The sequence below is a fragment of the Paenibacillus apiarius genome (genome assembly GCF_017052585.1).
GTDB classification, from domain to species: domain Bacteria; phylum Bacillota; class Bacilli; order Paenibacillales; family Paenibacillaceae; genus Paenibacillus_B; species Paenibacillus_B apiarius.
The window spans coordinates 117343-136785 of the sequence record NZ_JAFFHZ010000002.1; the positions used below are offsets into that span (position 1 = coordinate 117343).

General features: G+C 56.0%; 1 protein-coding gene. It reads right to left on the bottom strand.

All coding sequences use genetic code 11. The features are described 5' to 3' along the window. Positions 1-42: 42 nt before the first annotated feature. Positions 43-19287, bottom strand: coding sequence for a non-ribosomal peptide synthase/polyketide synthase (locus JSQ80_RS26720; protein WP_206097849.1), 19245 nt, complete (start codon positions 19285-19287; stop codon positions 43-45). Positions 19288-19443: the final 156 nt, after the last annotated feature.

Genomic DNA, 19443 nt, shown 5'->3' on the forward strand with positions numbered 1-19443 from the left:
CACTCCTGGATCCATGTGCTTGTTTAGTCCGTCTGAAATCGTCTAGAATGCAAACTCTATCGTTTCAATAGAACGCTGATTGTTAACGGATTGCTCATTGCACTTGATATCGCGTAACCGAATGTGGGGGTCTTCGGCGATTTGAGCCAGCACAAGCAGGAAGTCTCTCATGATCTTCTGAATCATGGCAGCCTTGAACAATCTCGTGCCGTATTGGAAGCCTCCCTTAATTACATCATTGTCTTCAGAAACGAACAGCGTGAGATCGAATTTCGCATCGATCGGATTGTCAAGCGCATAAGGAGACAAGGTTAGAGCTTCCAATCGCGCCTCATGGTCCTCTGTATTTTGCATGACAAACATCGTGTCGAACACCGGATTCCGGTTTGCGGCCCATTGCACATTCAGGCGTTCCACCAGTTCCTCGAATGGATAATCTTGATGCTCGAAGGCGCCCAAGGCCGTGTCCTTCACTTCCTCCAGATAGGACAGGAAGGTCTTGTCTCCAGCCGGCTGATTGCGAATGGCCAATGTGTTGACAAACATCCCGATGAGCGGCTCCAAATCCGCATGCCCTCTTCCCGCAACAGGAGTTCCCACGATGATGTCTTCCTGTCCGCTGTATTTGGAAAGCAGCACGGTATACGCAGACAATAGCACCATGTATAGCGTGCTTTCGCGATTCGACGCAAGCTGGCTCAACCGTTGGGTAAGAACAGCGTCGACTTCGAACTCGATCTGCGCTCCTTCGAAGCTGCGGACGGCAGGCCGATCGTAATCGGTCGGCAGTTCGACAACCGGCAATTCCCCGGCCAGCTTCTCCAGCCAATACGCTTCCTGGCGTTTCATGTGCTCGCTGTGCACTCCGGACTGCTGCCACACCGCGTAATCCTTGTATTGAATGCGGAGCGGCGCCCGCTCCTCGCCCGCATACAACCGTGCGAACTCGCTCACCAGATTCCCCATGGAAGCACCGTCGGAAATAATGTGATGCATGTCGAACATCAAAATATGACGCTCTCGTTCCAATTCCACCAGCCCGACACGGAGCAGAGGCGGCTTCTTCAAATCAAACGCGCGGATGAAGCGGCGAATGAGCTGCTCGGCTTCTTGCTCGGAAGCGGCCTTCCGGTGCTCCACGGCAAACGTCACGTTGCGGTGAACCCGCTGCACCGGCTCGCCGTCTGCCATTTCGAAGCCGGTGCGCAGCGTCTCATGCCGAGAAACCAGCTTCAAGAATGCCAATTCAAAGCGCTCGCGATCCAACGTTCCTTCGAGGGACACTATTCCCGGCATGTTGTAGCTCAGATCTGCCCCTTCCAATTGGCTCACGATATACAGCCGTTTCTGGGCCGATGACAACGGGTAGACGTCTCGTTCTTCAGCCAGCGGGATCGCGGCGTACTCCTGCTTGTCCATTCCAGCTATCAGCCCGGCCATCTCCTCGATTGTCGGGCACCGGAACACGTCCCGCAGCGGCAGATTCACGTTCATTTCTTTGAACACCTTGCTAGCCAACGTCGTCGCGCGCAAGGAGTGCCCGCCGAGGTCGAAGAAATTGTCCTTCACGCCAACGTTCGGCAGACCCAGCACCTCTTGCCAGATTCGGGCCAGCTGCGCTTCCTGCGGCGTGCGCGGCGCTACGAATTCCGCTCCGGTATGCAGGCTGCCTTCCGGCTCCGGCAGCGCTCTGCGGTCGATCTTGCCGTTCTGCGTCAACGGCATCCGGTCCAGCTGCACGAAATAAGACGGAATCATGTATCCCGGCAGCTCCTGAGACAAGGCCCCTCTCAGCTCCGCCGCCGACAGCGGACGCTCCGCCACGAAGTACGCGCACAGCTGCTTCTGTCCTCCGTCATCTTCCCGGGCCATGACGGTCGCTTCCTGCACGGATTCCACGCTCAAGAGCTGCGACTCCACTTCGCCGAGCTCAATCCGGAACCCGCGAATTTTCACCTGGTGGTCGCCGCGGCCCACATATTCGATGGTGCCGTCCGGCAACCACCGCGCCACATCTCCCGTCTTGTACATGCGCTCGCCCGGCGCGAACGGGTTGGCGATGAATTTCTCGTCCGTCAGTTCTTGGCGTCCCCAGTATCCGCGCCCTACGCTATCTCCTGATACATAAAGCTCCCCGGCGATGCCAATCGGCTGCAGTTCCAGCTTGCCGTTCAAGATGTAGATCGCCGTGTTCGCGATTGGCGCGCCGATTGGCGGCAGCCCGACCGCGATATCGTCCGGCTCCATCGTATAAGCGGTAACCACATGCGTTTCCGACGGGCCATAATGATTGTGCAGGCTGATGCGAAGCCGCTGCAGGCACGCTTGGACCTGCGGCGTGACGACGAGCTGCTCCCCGGCGGTAATAATGTGTCTGACACAGCCTGGGAAGCGTTCTGCCCATTCCGGCTCGGCGAAGATGAATTTCAGGAACGCGACCGGAAGATACAGCACCTCGATCTCGTTGTCGTGAATCCATGTGAACAATTGCGCCGGATCTTTGCGAGCATCGTTCGGAATCAAGCACAGGCAGCCCCCGAACAGCAGTGCGGAGAACATCTCCTGATAGCACACATCGAAGCTGTTCGACGCATACTGCAAGATGCGTGACGGAAGAGGAATGCTCGTTCCGGCCTGCTCGTAATGCAGCAAATTGATCAAATTGCGCTGCTCCAGCATGACACCCTTCGGATTGCCCGTCGTGCCGGACGTGTAGATGATATATAGCAGATTCGACGAGACGCTCTCATTCGGCAAGTTCCCATCGAGCCCTTGATAGAGGGCTGCATCGTGAATGTCTATCTTTTCCGCCTCGGCCGGAATCACCTCGAACCAGGCCTGCTCCGTCAATGTCAGCTTAGCGCCGCTGTCCTCCAGCATGTAACGGATGCGCATCTCCGGATATTCCGGGTCAATCGGGACGAACGTTCCGCCCGCCTTGAGAACGGCCAATACACTTACGACCATGGCGATCGAACGCTCGACCATGATTCCCACGGGCCGTTCCGATCCGACACCTCTGTCCCGCAGCACCCAAGCCAGCTGATTCGCCTTCCGGTTCAGCTCCCGGTATGTCAGCTGCTCGTCACCGAAAGCGACGGCTGGCGCATCCGGCGTTCGGTCCGCCTGCTCCTCGAACAGCTGATGGATGGTCTTCTCGCGCGGATAGTCCATGTCCGTCGCGTTGAAAATATTTTGTATCCGAGCCTGTTCCTCGGCAGTCACCATCTGCAGCGAAGCAAGACTAGCACTCGGGTTTCCGGCCACGGCATCGATTAGCTTCGCAAAGTGGCCCGCCATCCGTTCCACCGTCTCGCGCTCGTATAGCTCGGTAGCATATTCGATGCTGCACGCGATCTCCTCTTCCGCTTCCTCGGCCTGGAACGTCAAGTCAAACTTCGACACGGTATGCTCGCTCTGATAGTTCGCGATATGCAGCCCGTTGATATTCATCTCGCCCTGCTCCGCATTTTGTAAAATAAACATCGTGTCAAAAATCGGATTCCGGCTCATATCCCGCGTGACCTGCACGTTCTCCACCAGATCTTCGAACGGATAGTTCTGATTCTCATAGGCGCCCAAGGTCGTGTCTTTAACCTCCTCCAGATAAGAGAGGAACGTTTTCTCGCCCGCCGGGTAGTTGCGAATGGCCAGCGTGTTGACGAACATCCCGATGAGCGGCTGCACATCTCCATGGTTTCTGCTTGCGATCGGCGTGCCTACGATGATGTCTTCCTGGCCCGTATATTTGTGCAGCAGTGTTGTGTAGGCCGCCAATAGCACCATATACAACGTTGCGCCGCTCTCGGAACCGATCTGCCGCAATGCAGCGCATTGGTCCCGGCCGATAACGAATTGCAGGATATCTCCCCGGAAGCTTTGAACGGCAGGCCGTACATGGTCCGTTGGCATTTCCAGCACCGGCAGCTCTCCGCCAAGCGCCTGCAGCCAATAGGCTTCCTGTTGCTTCATCTGCTCTTGCCGCGCGTCGGATTGCTGCCATGCGGCAAAATCCTTGTACTGAATGCGCAGCGGCTGCAGTTCTTCTCCGCCGTACAAGCGGACGAATTCATTGATGAGAATTCCCATCGACGTGCCGTCGGAAACGATATGATGCATATCGAACATCAGAATATGGCGTTCCTGAGCCAATTCGATCAATCCTACACGCAGGAGCGGCGGCTCCTCAAGCTTGAACGCGCGAACGAATTGACGCAGCCTTGCTTCGGCTTCTTTTTCGCTTGCTTGCATATACTCCACCGCAAAGTCCACATTCCCGTATATCCGCTGCATCGGTTCGCCGTTAATCATTTCGAAGCCGGTGCGGAACGATTCGTGCCGGGCAATCAGCTTGCGGAACGCCGTTTCGAACCGCTCCCGATCGAGCGCCCCCTCCAGCAGCAGCATGTTCGGCATGTTATAGCTAAGCTCCGCTCCTTCCAGCTGATGCAAAATATACAGCCTCTTCTGGGCCGATGACAGCGGATAATGCGCTTGCTCTTCGACCAGCGGAATGGATGTGTACATCTGCTGTCCCAATCCGGCAATGCGCTCAGCCATCGCTTCGAGGGTCGGGTGCTTAAATACGTCCCGCAGCGGCAGCTCGATGCTCAGCTCCTTATGCAGCTTGCTTGCCATCGTAGTGGCGCGCAAGGAGTGTCCGCCGAGCTCGAAGAAGTTGTCATTTACGCCGACCTTCTCCAGTCCGAGCACCTCTTGCCAGATACGGGCCAACTTCTCCTCCAGAGCCGTGCGGGGCGCAATATATTCCGTGCCTGTCTGCACATGCTCTTCCGGCGCAGGCAGCGCTTTCTGGTCAACCTTGCCGTTCGGCGTCAGCGGCATCCGCTCCAGCTGGACAAAATAGGACGGGATCATGTATCCCGGCAATTGTTGCGCCATAGCGCCGCGCAGCTCGCTAGCCGATAGCGTGCTCTCCGCCACAAAGTATGCGCACAGCTGCTTCTCGCCGCTTCCGGTTTCCCGGGCGACAACGGTCCCTTCCAGGACAGGCTGGACTTTCAGCAGATGCGCCTCCACTTCGCCTAACTCAATGCGATAGCCGCGTATTTTAACCTGATGGTCGATTCTGCCTACATACTCGATGTTTCCATCCGGCAGCCATCTTGCCAAGTCCCCTGTCCGGTACATCCGCACTCCCGGAACGAACGGATTGTCTACGAACTTCTCCGCCGTCAACTCCGGACGGTTCAAGTAGCCCCGCGCGAGCCCGTCTCCGGCTACGCACAATTCTCCGGCCACCCCAATCGGCTGCAAGCCGTTCTCTTCGTTGACGATGTAAATCGTTGTGTTGCTGATCGGGCGTCCAATCGGAACATTGAGGGCATTCGCCGCCACTTCATTCACGTCGTAACAAGTGGCAAAAACCGTACTCTCCGTCGGACCGTATACATGCTTGATTTTTCCTGGTCCCAAATGACGCAGCGCTTTGCGGACATGGCTGACGGAAACGCGCTCTCCGCCGAACAAAATGGCGCGAATATGGCGCAGGCAGTCAGCCTTCACATCAACGAGCACATTGAAGAACGCGGTTGTAATGAACATGACAGAGATGCGCTCGCGTTCAATCAGCTCTGCGAGCCGCTCTACATCCAACAAGGTCTCTTGCGGAATAAGAACGAGTCTGGCTCCGTTCAGCAAAGCTCCGTACATATCGAATGTCGATCCGTCGAAGGCATAGCTGGATAGCTGCAGCACATTGTCCTGCTCTCCAATGTCGATATAGTCAGCGCCTTGAACGACCCGCACGATATTGCGGTGCATCGTCAAGTTCCCCTTCGGTTTGCCCGTGGTGCCCGACGTGTATATGACATATGCCAAGTCGGCAGAACCATTCTCCGGCTCCAGATTCGTGCCATCGCTGCTGTAAGAACGCTCATCATCCAGGATGACGCGTGTCCCTGTTCCCGGAATCCGCTCTTGCAGATGACGCTGCGTTACGATGAATTGCGCTCCGGAGTCATCGAGGATGTAACGGATTCGCTCTTCCGGATATTCAGGGTCGATTGGCACATATGCCCCTCCGGATTTCAGGACCGCCAAAATCCCTACCATCATGTCCAAGGAACGTTCAACCATCAGTCCGACCAAACGATCAGCCTTTGCTCCTTCGGCTCTCAGCGTCCTTGCCAAACGGTTCGCCCGTTCGTTCAATTCCCGGTATGTCAACTCACTGTTCTCATACACCACGGCAACGGCGTCAGGAGTACGTTCCGCTTGTTCCTCGAACAAGCGGTGAATCGTCTTATCCCGCGGATATTCTGCCGCCGTATCGTTGAATTTGCCTGCAATTTCGGCCTTTTCGGCCGCAGTCGCCAGTTCGAGAGCACCCACCGTGATACGAGGATTGTCAGCAATCTGTTCCAGAACGTTCAATAGGTGGCCCTTCAAGCGCACCATGACGCCCCGATCAAACACGCGCGCGTTGTAATCGAAACGGATGACAATCTCTTCTCCGGGCACGACGATAAGGTTGAAGTCATAGTTCGTTTGCTCAGCCGCTTCAACATCCGTTATCGCCAGCATTCCCCGGTCATCGCCGCCTGCTTGCTCCATCTGCTCATCCATCGGGTAGTTCTCGAATACCATAATTTGCGTAATCAAATCTTGCTTTTGCGAGCAGCGGGCCTGAATTTCATACAACGGATAATAGTCGTACTTGCCGGATTCCAATGCTTGCTCCTGCAGCCGTCCCATCACTTCCGCAAAGCTCGTCTCCGGTTCGCAGCTGACCCGGACAGGTATCGTGTTGATGAATAGCCCAATCATCGCTTCGATTCCCGGAATTTCCGCCGGTCTGCCGGATACGACGCTGCCGAACACCGCGTCACGGGTTCCGTTGTATTTCTGCAGAATGATCCCCCATGCCGCTTGCAGCAGCGTATTCAAGGTAACCTGATGCTGCCGGGCCACCCTGCTCATGCGGCCGCTCAATGCAGCGCCCAATTCGCAGGTCAGCTTCTCGGCCGCGTATTCTTCGCCCGGCCCTTGCGCCGATTGTTGCGGCAATGCCGCTTGCTGATCATATCCCGCCAAATATTCGGTCCAATATACGGAGGCCGCTGCTTCGTCTTGCCGTTCAAGCCATTCGATATATTGACTGTACACCGGTACGGATGTCTTCTCTTCGGAGGACTGTCCTTGCAAGAGTTCGGAGTATGTCTCGAACAACTCTTTGGCAAGCTGCGGCAAGCACCAGCCGTCCATCAAAATATGATGCGAACTCCAGATCACTTGATAACTTGTTTCTCCCGTACGCATGACCATTACGCGCATCAGCGCATCCTGCTCCAGATCGAATCCGCGAGCATGATCCTCAGCTGCCGATTTTTCAATGCATCTGTTCCGATCCGCTGCTTGCAGCTCCCGCAAATCTGCATAAACGAATCCAATTCGCTTATCGCGGAACACGACTTGCACCGGTTCGCCGCTCCAGCCGCTCAGGAAGTTCGTTCGCAGCACGGCGTGATTGTTCGCCAATGCGTCCAAGCTCTTGACGAAGACATCTGTATCGAGCTCACCTTCTATCGTAAACCGAGTCTGTTCATGATACGCCCCCGACTGCCGGTCCATCGCGCTGTGGAACCACATGCCTTTCTGCATTGGCGTCAGCGTATAAATATTTTCGATTTCGCCGTTGCGCCGCGTTTGTTCCGCGATCCGATCAAGCTCCTCCACGCTCAATCCTTGCAGCAAGACATCGCTCGGCGTTAATTCAGGCCGTTCCTTTGCCGCGCAATGGTCAATGATCTCCTGCAGGCTCGCCCGCAAACATCCGGCCAACTCTTCGATGGTTTCCTTGCGATATTCCTTGCCGCTGTAGCTCACGTCCAGCGATAGCAAGCCATCCACGATCATTCCGCTAATATCCAAACTGTAATTGCGCGCCTGTTCGTCGCTCATATCCGAACCGCTTGAATAAGATGATAGTTCCAGCTCGTTGCCTTGCAGATCCTGATCGAACTGTCCCAAATAGTTGAAGCGAAGTTCAGGCGTGAACGCTTCCGTCCATGCAGGTTCTTGCGCAGACGATAAATATCGGCAGATGCCATACCCGATCCCCTTGTTCGGAATGCGGCGCAAATTCTCCTTCACCTGTTTGATTCGATAAGACAAAGTCTTGTCTGGCTCCGCTTCAATCAAAACTGGATATTCGCTTGTAAACCAACCCACGGTGCGCGTAATGTCGATATCGGTCATGATGGACTCCCTGCCGTGACCTTCGAGCGTAACCAGAACCCGATCGTGACCGCACCATTTGTGCACGGCCATTCCCAATGCCGCCAGCAAAATATCGTTCATCTCCGTGTTGTACGCCCGGTGAACATGCTTGAGCAGCCGATCCGTATCCTCCCTGCTCCATTGAACGTTCACGGATTCGCTTTCGCGCTGCAGCAAGCATGCCGCTTCCCAGTCTTTAGGCAGAGGCTCGGCGTCCATCTGCGCGATGCGCTGCCAGTATGCCCGTTCATTCTCCAAGGCAGAACTGTGCGCGTACGCTGCGAGTTGCTCCGACCAGATGCGGTAGCTATCGGTTTTGACCGGAAGACGAATCTCTTGTCCCTTCAACGCTTGCCCGTACCCATCTGCAATGTCTTCAAGCAATATCCGCCAAGAGATGCCGTCTATGACGGCATGATGGATGACGATCAATAGGTGATCCCCGTCTGCACAGTGGAACAATCCCGCTTTCACCAATGGACCCGATTGCAGATCGATGCCGCTTTGAATCTCATTCGCCTTGGCTTCGATCGAACGGCCGCACTCCGGATCTCCCTTGAAGTCCGCCACTTCCAAACTGTAGAGATCGCCTTCGCTGATTCCACGGTTCCATGCCTTATACCCGCCATGTTCGGTCTTGCGGAATACCATTCGCAGCGCGTCGTGGTGCTCGACGATTTTATGCAGCGTTTTGCGAATCGCCGCTTCGTCGAACCCTTCCTGCCGGTGCAGCATAATCGATTGATTGAAGTGATGCGGATTCGCGAATTCCTGTTCCATGAACCAGCTTAAGATTGGTGTCAGAGGCATCTCCCCTGCCACTTCTCCTTGATCGGCCACTCTGGCGACTGGCCGGGCCTGTTGACTTAACTGCGTGATGGTCGGGTATTTGAACAACTCCCGGATTTCCAGCTTGTATCCGGCCTGCTGCAGTCGGGAAACGACTTGAATCGATTTGATGGAGTCGCCGCCAAGCTCGAAGAAGTGATCCTTCGTTCCGACCCGCTCGATGCCCAGCACTGCCTGCCATACCGCTGCGATTGCCTTCTCCACCTCGGTGCGCGGCGCGACATATTCGGTTCCGGTATGGACACTTCCCTCCGGGCTCGGCAGCGCCTTGCGGTCGATCTTCCCGTTCGCCGACAGCGGCAAGCGCTCCAGCTGCACGAAGTACGACGGAATCATATAGTCCGGCAATTCCAAGGACAGCGCTGCTCTCAGCTCGCCCGCCATCAGCTCGCTGTCTGCGGCGAAGTAAGCGCACAATGCCTTCTGACCGCTCTCCTCCTCCCGCGCGACGACGACCGTTTCCCGGATGGCTGCCACTTGCAGCAGTTGGGCCTCGATTTCGCCAAGCTCGATTCGATACCCCCGAATCTTCACTTGGTGGTCAAGCCGGCCTAAATATTCAATGTTGCCATCCGGCAGCCAGCGAGCCAGATCGCCCGTCCGGTACATCCGCTCACCAGGCTTGAATGGAATTTCCACGAATTTCTCCGCCGTCAGCTCCGGCCGCTCCCAGTAGCCTCGAGCCAAGCCTGCGCCCGCGATGCATAATTCCCCGGCTACGCCGATAGGCTGCAGTTGATTCTGCCGGTTCACGATATAGATTTGCGTATTGTCAATCGGCTTCCCAATCGGGACACTCGAATACGGTTGCCCCGCCTCGCAATCAAAATACGTCACATCCACGGTCGCTTCCGTCGGCCCGTACAGGTTGATAAGCCGCGCTCCATTCACCGGCGCAATGCAGCGCTGGAACCGCTCCGCCTGCGAAGCGGTTAGCGCCTCTCCGCTCGCGAACACCTGCCGCAGCGAAGTGAGGCTGCGCTCCCGTTCCGCGATCGGCTGTCCCTCGACATATTCAAGGAAGGCATTCAGCATGGACGGCACAAAATGCATCGTGCTGATATGCTGCCGCTCGATCGTATCCAGTATGACGGCCGGGTTCTTCTCCCCGCCGACCGGCAGCAGGCACACTTTGGAGCCAACGAACGCCCACCAGAACAGCTCCCAGACAGAGACGTCAAACGTAATCGCCGTCTTCTGCATAATCGTATCGCTCGGACCGATTGGGTATCGTTTCTGCATCCACAGCAAGCGGTTAATGACCGAACCATGCTCCACCAGAACGCCCTTCGGTCTGCCTGTCGTGCCCGACGTGTAAATGACATAAGCAGCATCGCTGGCCTGGTTGACCCATTCCGGATTCGCGCCGTCGCCGGCATAGGAAGTTGCTTCATCCAGATTGACGATGCGGCCTGCAAAGGACACGTCCTCTCCCGCACGGCCCTGAAGCAAGAGCACCTGCGCTCCTGAATCCTCCAGCAGGTAGCGGATGCGCTCTTCCGGTGAATCCGCGGCAATCGGCACATACGCCCCGCCAGCCTTCAAAATCGCCATGATGCCAACCATCATCTCCAGCGAACGCTCGGCCATGATGCCGACCAGCTGATTCGGCTGCACTCCCAATGACCGCAGCGTCCGAGCCAAGCGGTTCGCGCGTTCGTTCAGTTCCCCGTACGTCAGCTGTTCCTGCTCGAACAGGACCGCCGCCGCATCCGGGGTTCGTTCGGCCTGTTCTTCGAACATCTGATGGATCGTCTTCTCCCGCGGATACTCCGCTGCCGTATCGTTGAACGCAAGCATCAGCTGCATTTTCTCCCTGGCGGTCGCCAGTTCCAGCTCGCCCACGGCCATATGCGGGTTGGCCGTAATCTGCTCAAGCACATGCACGAGATGACCCTGCAGCTGCTCTATGCTCTCCCGGTCGAACACGTTGGCGTTATACTCCAAGCGAATCGCCATTTCGTCACCCGGCATGACGATCAAGTTGAAATCGTAGTTCGTTTGTTCCGCCACCTCGACATCGGCAATCGCCAGACTGCCCCGATCATCGCTTCCCGCTTGCTCCATCTGTTCTGCCATCGGATAGTTCTCGAATACCATGAGATGGGAGATGAGATCCTGCTTCTGCGCGCACTGCGCTTGAATCTCATACAGCGGGTAATAATCGTACCGCCCGGACTCCAATGCTTGTTCCTGCAGCCGTCCCATTACCTCGGAGAAGCTCGTCTCCGCTTCGCAGGCAACGCGAACCGGAATCGTGTTGATGAACAATCCGATCATCGATTCGATCCCTGGAATTTCCGCAGGTCTGCCCGACACGACCCCGCCGAACACCACATCGTCCGTGCCATTGTATTTCTGTAAAATAATGCCCCATGCCGCCTGAATTAACGTATTCAGCGTCACCTGATGCTGCTTGGCCACCTGGCTCATCCGCCCGGTCAAGGTCTTGCCCAATTCGCACACGATATGCTTCGCGGCGTAATCATCGTTTCGTCCTTGTCCCTTCGCTTGCGGCAGTACCGTTTGCTGGTTATAACCAGCCAAGTAATTCGTCCAATACGCGGCTGCCGCCTGCTCATCTTGTTGTTCCAACCACTCGATATATTGACTGTACGCGGCTGCCGTTGTCCGCTCGAGATGCTGATTCCGGACAAAAGCGGAGTACGTGTCGAACCATTCCTGGGTTAGCTGCGGCAAGCACCAACCATCCATCAGAATATGATGGGTGCTCCACAACACCTGATAGCTCTCTTCCGCTGTGCGCACCACCGATACGCGCATGAGCGCATCCTGCTCCAAATCGAATCCCCGTATGCGATCCTCTTGTTTCAAAGTCTCGACACGCGCTTTTCGCTCGGCTTCCGGCAAAGCGCACACATCTTCATAGGTGAATCCAAGCCGCTTGTCTCTAAAGACAATTTGCAGCAGTTCGCCGTTCCAGCCATTATAGAAGTTCGTCCGCAGTACGGCATGTTGCTTGGCCAATGCGTCCAAGCTATTGGCGAATATTTCCACATCGAGTTCGCCATGGAGAGTGAACCGCGTTTGTTCAAAATACGCGCCTGCATGCCGATCCATGGCACTGTGGAACCACATCCCCTTCTGCATCGGCGTAAGTGCATACATATTCTCGATGTCTCCGATGCGCTGTGTCTGCTTCGCTATTAGCTCCAAGTCCTCTACGCTCAATCCTTGCAGCAGGATATCGCTCGGCGTCACCTCCGGCCGTTCTTTGGCCGTGCAATGGACGATGATCTCCTGCAAGCTTTCATATAAATATTGGGATAATTGTTCAATTGTCTCCTGGCGGTATTCCTTCCTGCTGTAACTAAGCTCCAGCGACAATGAGCCGTCCGCAATCATTCCGTTAATGTCCAGCGCATGGCTGCGGACTAGTTGAAGGCTCACTTCCATGCCGCTTGAATGCGGAGATGCTTCCATCTCATTGTTCTTCATGTCCTGATCGAACTGTCCCAAGTAATTGAAGCTGATATCCGGCTCCGCGCCTCCCCAGACGGCTTCATCCTCAAGATCGGACATATAGCGGCAGATGCCGTAGCCGATGCCTTTGTTCGGAATACGCCGCAGGTCTTCCTTCATCTTCTTGATGCGGTAAGACAGGCTCTTGTCCGCTTCCATCTCGAGCAGCACCGGATACTCGCTCGTAAACCAACCGACGGTACGCGTAATGTCAATGTCCGCCATGATGGACTCCCGGCCGTGGCCTTCCAGCGTTACGAGCACCTTGTCGTGACCGCTCCATTTGTGCACGGCCATTCCCAGTGCCGTCAGCAAGATATCGTTCATTTCGGTGTTATATGCCCGATGGACTTGCTTCAATAGCTGTTCGGTATCCTCTTGGCTCCATTGGACAATGACGGATTCACTATCTTGTTGTATGGAGCATTCCGCTTCATAATCCTTGGTCAGAGGCTTCGTTGCCGTCTGCGCGATACCCTGCCAATACAACCGTTCCTGCTGCATGAGAGGACTGCGCGCATACTCGGCGAGCTGTTCGGACCAAGTGCGGTAAGAATCAGTCTTGACAGGCAGACGCAGCGCTTGGCCCTTGAGCGCTTGTTCGTAGCCTGCAGCGATGTCTTCGAGCAGGATGCGCCAAGAAACGCCGTCAACGACTGCATGATGGATGACGATAAGCAAATGATCCCCGTCCGCGGCGTGGAACAGCCCGGCTCTCACCAATGGGCCGCCCTGCAAATCGATGCCGCCCTGTATTTCATTCGCTGCGGCTTCGAACACCTGATCACATGCTTCCACCTGCGTGAAGTCCGCCACATACAGACGATAGAGCTCGCCTTCCCCGATCTCGCGATTCCACGCGGCATATCCTTGCTCCGTCTTGCGGAACACCATCCGCAGCGCATCGTGATGCTCCACGATCTTCTGCAGCGTCTTGCGCAGCGCGGCCTCGTCGTAGCCTTCCTTGCGATATAGCATGATCGATTGGTTATAATGATGCGGCTCGGCGAGCTGCTGCCCGAAATACCAGTGTTGGATCGGTGTCAGCGGCACCGCTCCGCTTACTTCGCCTTGGTCGGCCATTCTGCCGACAGGCTGGATATGCGGACTGAGCTCCGCGATGGTCGGGTATTTGAACAAGTCCCGGATTTCCAGCTTGTAGCCCGCCTGATGCAGCCGGGAAGACACTTGAATCGACTTGATCGAATCGCCGCCAAGCTCGAAGAAGTGATCCCGAATCCCGATCCGCTCTGCGCCCAGCACGGCCTGCCAGACGGCTGCCAGCGTTTTCTCCGCCTCTGTGCGCGGTGCGGCGTACTCGGTTCCGGTATGCGCGCTTCCTTCCGGGGCCGGCAGAGCTTTGCGGTCGATTTTGCCATTCGGCGTCAACGGCAACCGCTCCAGCTGGACGAAATACGATGGGATCATGTACCCCGGCAGCTCTGCCGCCAACGCTCCCCGCAGCTCGCTCACCGTCAGCTCGCGCTCGGCGACGAAGTACGCGCACAATGACTTCTGCCCGCTAACGTCATCCCGCGCGATGACAACCGCTTCACGGATGGACGGCATTTTCAGCAGTTGGGTCTCCACCTCGCCGATCTCGATCCGGTAGCCCCGGATCTTCACTTGATGATCGATCCGCCCCAAATATTCGACGTTACCGTCCGGCAGCCACCGGGCCAAGTCGCCTGTCCGGTACATTCGCTCGCCCGGAGCGAACGGATTGTCGACGAATTTCTCCGCCGTCAGGTCCGGCCGCTTCCAATACCCCCGGCCTACGCAAGGTCCGCCGATATACAGCTCGCCCGTTATCCCCACCGGCAGCAAAGAATGGTGTTCATCCAGAATGTACATCGTCACGCCCGACATTGGCTTGCCGATTGGCACCGTCCGCAGCCCTTCCGTGCTCGCCTGCTCGAAGTAGCAGGCATCGATGGTCGTCTCCGTTACCCCGTAGCTGTTGATGATCCTCATGTGCGAACCGAATCGTTCCAGCAGCTTCTGGAATTCTTCCTTCGGGCAATGATCCGAACCAACGGCTATCAGCTTCATGCTGCTGATGTCCAAGCGGTTCTCGTATACATATTCCATCAGCGGAATGACGAGCGACGGCGTAGAATCGAACATCTGAATCCGATGCTTGCGAATAAGCTCATAGATTTCGGCCGGGTTCGCCCTGGACTCTTCCGGACATAGAATAAGTTCTCCCCCATGCAGCAGCGCGCGGATCAGGTCTCCCGAGAAGACGTCGAATGAAAAGCTCGCCCACTGCATCCAGCGCATGCTCTCCTCATGCAAGCGGTATTCGCGTTCCCATGAGATCGACATGACCGCCAGCTGTCTGTGCTCAATCATGACTCCTTTCGGCTTGCCCGTCGTTCCCGAGGTATAGATAACATAGCTCAGATGCTCCGGCTGATTAACCGGCTCCAGATTGGAACCGTCTGCGTCGTAGAACGCTTCTTCATCCAGCATGATCCTTCTGCCGGAGAATGCGGCCCGCGCTTGCAGATGACGCTGGGCCAGCAGCACTTGCGCGTTCGAATCGTCCAGCATATAGTGAATCCGGTCCTCCGGATATTTCGGGTCGATTGGCACATAGGCGCCGCCGGATTTCAAGATGGCCATAATGCCCACGATCATCTCCAGCGAGCGATCGGCCATGATGCCCACCAGCTGTTCGGGCTTCACGCCCTCCGCCCGCAGCGTGCGCGCCAGCCGGTTCGCCCGTTCGTTCAGCTCCCGGTACGTCAGCTGCTTGTCCTCATGCACGACCGCAATCCGATCCGGTGTGCGCTCCACCTGCTCCTCGAACAGTTCCGGCACCGTGTTCTGCTGCGAACGCCCTGCCTCCGCATCGTTGAACACGTGCCGAATCTGCTCCTCTTCCTCCTCCGTGAGCATGCGGAGCGAGGCCAGCCGCGCCTCCGGCTCGTGCGCAACGGCTTCAAGCAGCCGCCCGAAATGCTTCGCCATTCGTTCTATCGATTCCGGTCGGTATAACGCGGTGGCGTATTCCAGACTGCACGCCATCCCTTCCGCGCCTTCCGCCACGTCCAGGCTCAGGTCGAATTTCGCCACCTTGTATTCAGCCGGGTATGGCTTCAAGCGAAGCCCTGCGAGCTCGAAATCCTTGTCGTCCATATTCTGCAAAGCAAACATCGTATCGAACAGCGGATTGCGGCTCAAATCTCGCGTGACCTGCAGCTTTTCCACCAGTTCTTCGAACGGGTAATCCTGATTCTCGAAGGCCCCCAAGCTCGTTTCTTTCACTTCCTCCAAGTATTCCAGGAACGTCTTCGAGCCGGACGGATAACTCCGGATCGCCAGCGTATTGACGAACATGCCGATAAGCGGCTGCAAATCGCCGTGCGTTCTGCCCGCGTTCGGCGTCCCCACGATTATGTCTTCCTGGCCCGTATACTTATGAAGCAGAATCGTATAGGCAGCAAGCAGCACCATGTACAAGGTTGTTCCGCTCTCGGCCGCAACCCCGCGCAGCGCTTCGCTGAGCCGGGAATCGATCGCGAATTCGAAGGTATCCCCTTCATAGCTCTGGACGGAAGGACGCGCATAATCCGCCGGCAGCTCCAGCACGGGAAGCTCTCCGCCAAACGCCTGCAGCCAATAACTCTCCTGCCGCTTCATGAGCTCCTGCTGCGGCTCGGACTGCTGCCATGCGGCATAATCCTTGTACTGAATGCGCAGCGGCGGCAGTTCCTCGCCGCCGTACAAGCGGACGAATTCCTCCACCACAATTCCCATCGACACGCCGTCGGAGATAATATGATGCATGTCGTACATCAGAATATGCCGATCCTGGCTCAGCTCGATCAGCCCCACTCGCAGAAGCGGCGGCTTCTCCAGATCGAACGGACGAATAAAGGAACGGACGGCGGCATCGGCTTCTTCTTCGCTCGCCTGCATCATCTCCACTGCGAAATTCACTTCGCGGCATACACGCTGCACCGGCTCGCCATTCACCATTTCAAAGCCGGTGCGCAGCGTTTCGTGGCGCCCAATCAAGCTGCGGAACGCCTCCTCGAACCGGCTCCGGTCAAGCGGCCCTTCGAGGAGCATCACCCCCGGCATGTTGTAGCTCTCCTCCGCGCCTTCCAGCTGATGCAAAATGTACAGCCGCTTTTGCGCCGAAGATACCGGGTACCAATCCCTTTCATCCAGCAGCGGAATCTGTCTGTATTCCTGCCGTTCCATCCCGTCAATGAGACGCGCCAGCTCTTCAATCGTAGGATGGCGGAAGATGTCCCGCAGCGGCAAGCTGACATTCATCTCCTTATGCAGCTTCCCGGCGAGCGTCGTCGCACGCAAAGAGTGTCCGCCAATCTCGAAGAAACTGTCCTTCACGCTGACCTTCTCGAGTCCGAGCACCTCTTGCCACAGTTGCGCCAGCTTGGACTCCAGCGGCGTCCGCGGCGCGACATGCTCTTTTCCGGTCATGATGAGTCCTTCCGGCTCCGGCAGCGCTCTGCGATCGACCTTTCCGTTCGGCGTCAGCGGCATCTGATCGACCTGCACAAAGTGTGTCGGGATCATATAGGCCGGCAGTTCTTGCGACAGCGCTGCCCGCAGATCACCCGCCATCAGCTCTGCATGCGCTGTAAAGTACGCGCACAACATCTTCTGGCCGCTTTCGTCTGGCCGCGCGATTACGACTGCGTCCAGCACCGCTTCCACTTTCAACAGATGCGCCTCCACCTCGCCAAGCTCAATCCGGTAACCGCGAATTTTCACTTGATCATCGATTCGTCCCACGTATTCGAGCGTTCCATCCGGCAGCCATCTCGCCAGATCGCCTGTGCGGTAGAGCCGCGTTCCCGGCACGAAGGGGCTGTCCACGAACTTCTCGGCCGTCAGCTCCGGACGATTCCAGTACCCTTGGGCCAGTCCGTCTCCTCCGGTGTACAACTCGCCGACCGCTCCTACCGGAAGCAGCTTGCCTGCGCGATCCAGCACGTACACTTGCGTATTGGCGATCGGGCGTCCGATCGGAATGGAGAGCCGCTCCGTATCAGCGGCCGAAATCTCGTGGCAGCAGGTGAAGGTCGTATTTTCCGTCGGACCATATCCATTGATCAGACGAATCTCCGGATACCGATCCAGAACTTTTTTGGCATGGGTCTTCGAGACGACGTCTCCTCCCACCAATAATTGCTGGACTCCTTGCAAGGCTTGGAGTTGGTTCTCGACCATCACATGGAAGAGTCCCGCCGTTAACCACAGGATCGTCACTTGATGCTGCTCAATGGCCTCTGTCCATTCAGTCAACGATACATTCCCCGGAGGCAAAATCGCCAGCGCAGCTCCATTCAGCAAGCTGCCCCAAATCTCGAACGTTGCCGCATCGAACGATATCGTCGAGCCTTGCAGAAATACGTCCTTGCTGCTGATGTCCACATAATTGGCAGCGGCAACGAGCCGTACCACCCCTCGATGCGTGACGCAGACTCCTTTCGGAATTCCCGTCGATCCGGACGTATAGATAATGTAGGCCACATCGTCCGCAGTCCCTGCCTCATCCGTCAAGTTCGGCCAGCATCCTTCCAGAGCCGTCTCGGCCGCTGCATCGAGCAGGACGGAATCGATGCTGTTCGGCATGCTGGTCTGCAGATGCGCCTGCGTGAGCAGCACGCTGATTGCTGTATCTTCCAGCATGGCGTTAATCCGTTCCTCCGGATAGGAAGGATCGATTGGAACGTATGCCCCGCCTGCTTTGAGGATTCCCAGCAGTCCGATCACCATCTCCAGGGATCTCTCAGCGCTGATGCCAACCAATGTGCCCCGTGCTACTCCTCGCTCCCGCAGGAGATGGGCAATGCGATTGGCAGCGGCATTCAGCTCTGCATAGGTCAACCGTTTGTCCTCGAATAGAACCGCCACCGCATCCGGCATTCGTTCCGCCTGCTCTTCAAACAATTGACGTATCGTCTTATCCCGCGGAAAGTCTGCTGCTGTATCGTTGAATTCATAAAGAAGCTGAGCCGTCTCCTGTTCTGATAGCAGGTTCACGTCTTGCAGCTCTCTTTCCGGGTTATATAAAACCGCGGCAAATAAATAGTTAACATGGTTCATTATTTGCGTAATGAATGGTTTATCGTATCGATTTTCGTTATAGGTCACATGTAATTGAATCACATCTTGTTCCCATTCAAATTGGAACAGGATATCGGAGATTACACTCTGACTGAATTCAACGGTATGTATTTCTTTCATGGAAACCATCGTATTTACGACAGGAACTCCATTTACAGCTTCTAAATGCAAATGCTCCGTCATCTTCCGAAAAGGGATGTTCTGATGATTGATTGCTGCGGTAAGTGTAGTTTTCAATTCGGTCAACAACGATTTAAATGTACGGTTTGCACTCAGCTTATTTTTGAGAATCACCACATTGTTGATAGGCCGCCGTGTGTCCTTGGATTTTCTAACGATTGGCATGCCTACGATGACGCTCTCTTCACCTGTATATTTGTAAAGCAAGCATTGGATGCCTGCCAGTAAGATCATATATGCGGCCAGATGGGAACCTCTGCTCATATTAGTAATTCGTTGCGATACGTCGGCAGATAAGCTGATGGAATTGGAATGATCGCGAGCTGCAAAGCTGCTTGAGGTTGTGGAGTAAGGCAGGACCGCAGGACTATCTTCCGCATCAAATTGTGCATTCCAAAAATCGGTTTCCTTTTCAAATGCCAAGTTCATCTTCTCCTCTCTCAATCGGGTACAACCAAGCTATTGCTGCTCCTATCCACCGGAGTGTGTGCTATTGCCAGAAGTGCGTGTTCAAAAGATCACTGTTTAGGACCGAGAAGGTTGCAACAACGATCTCTATCGCAATAGCGCACACTCGCA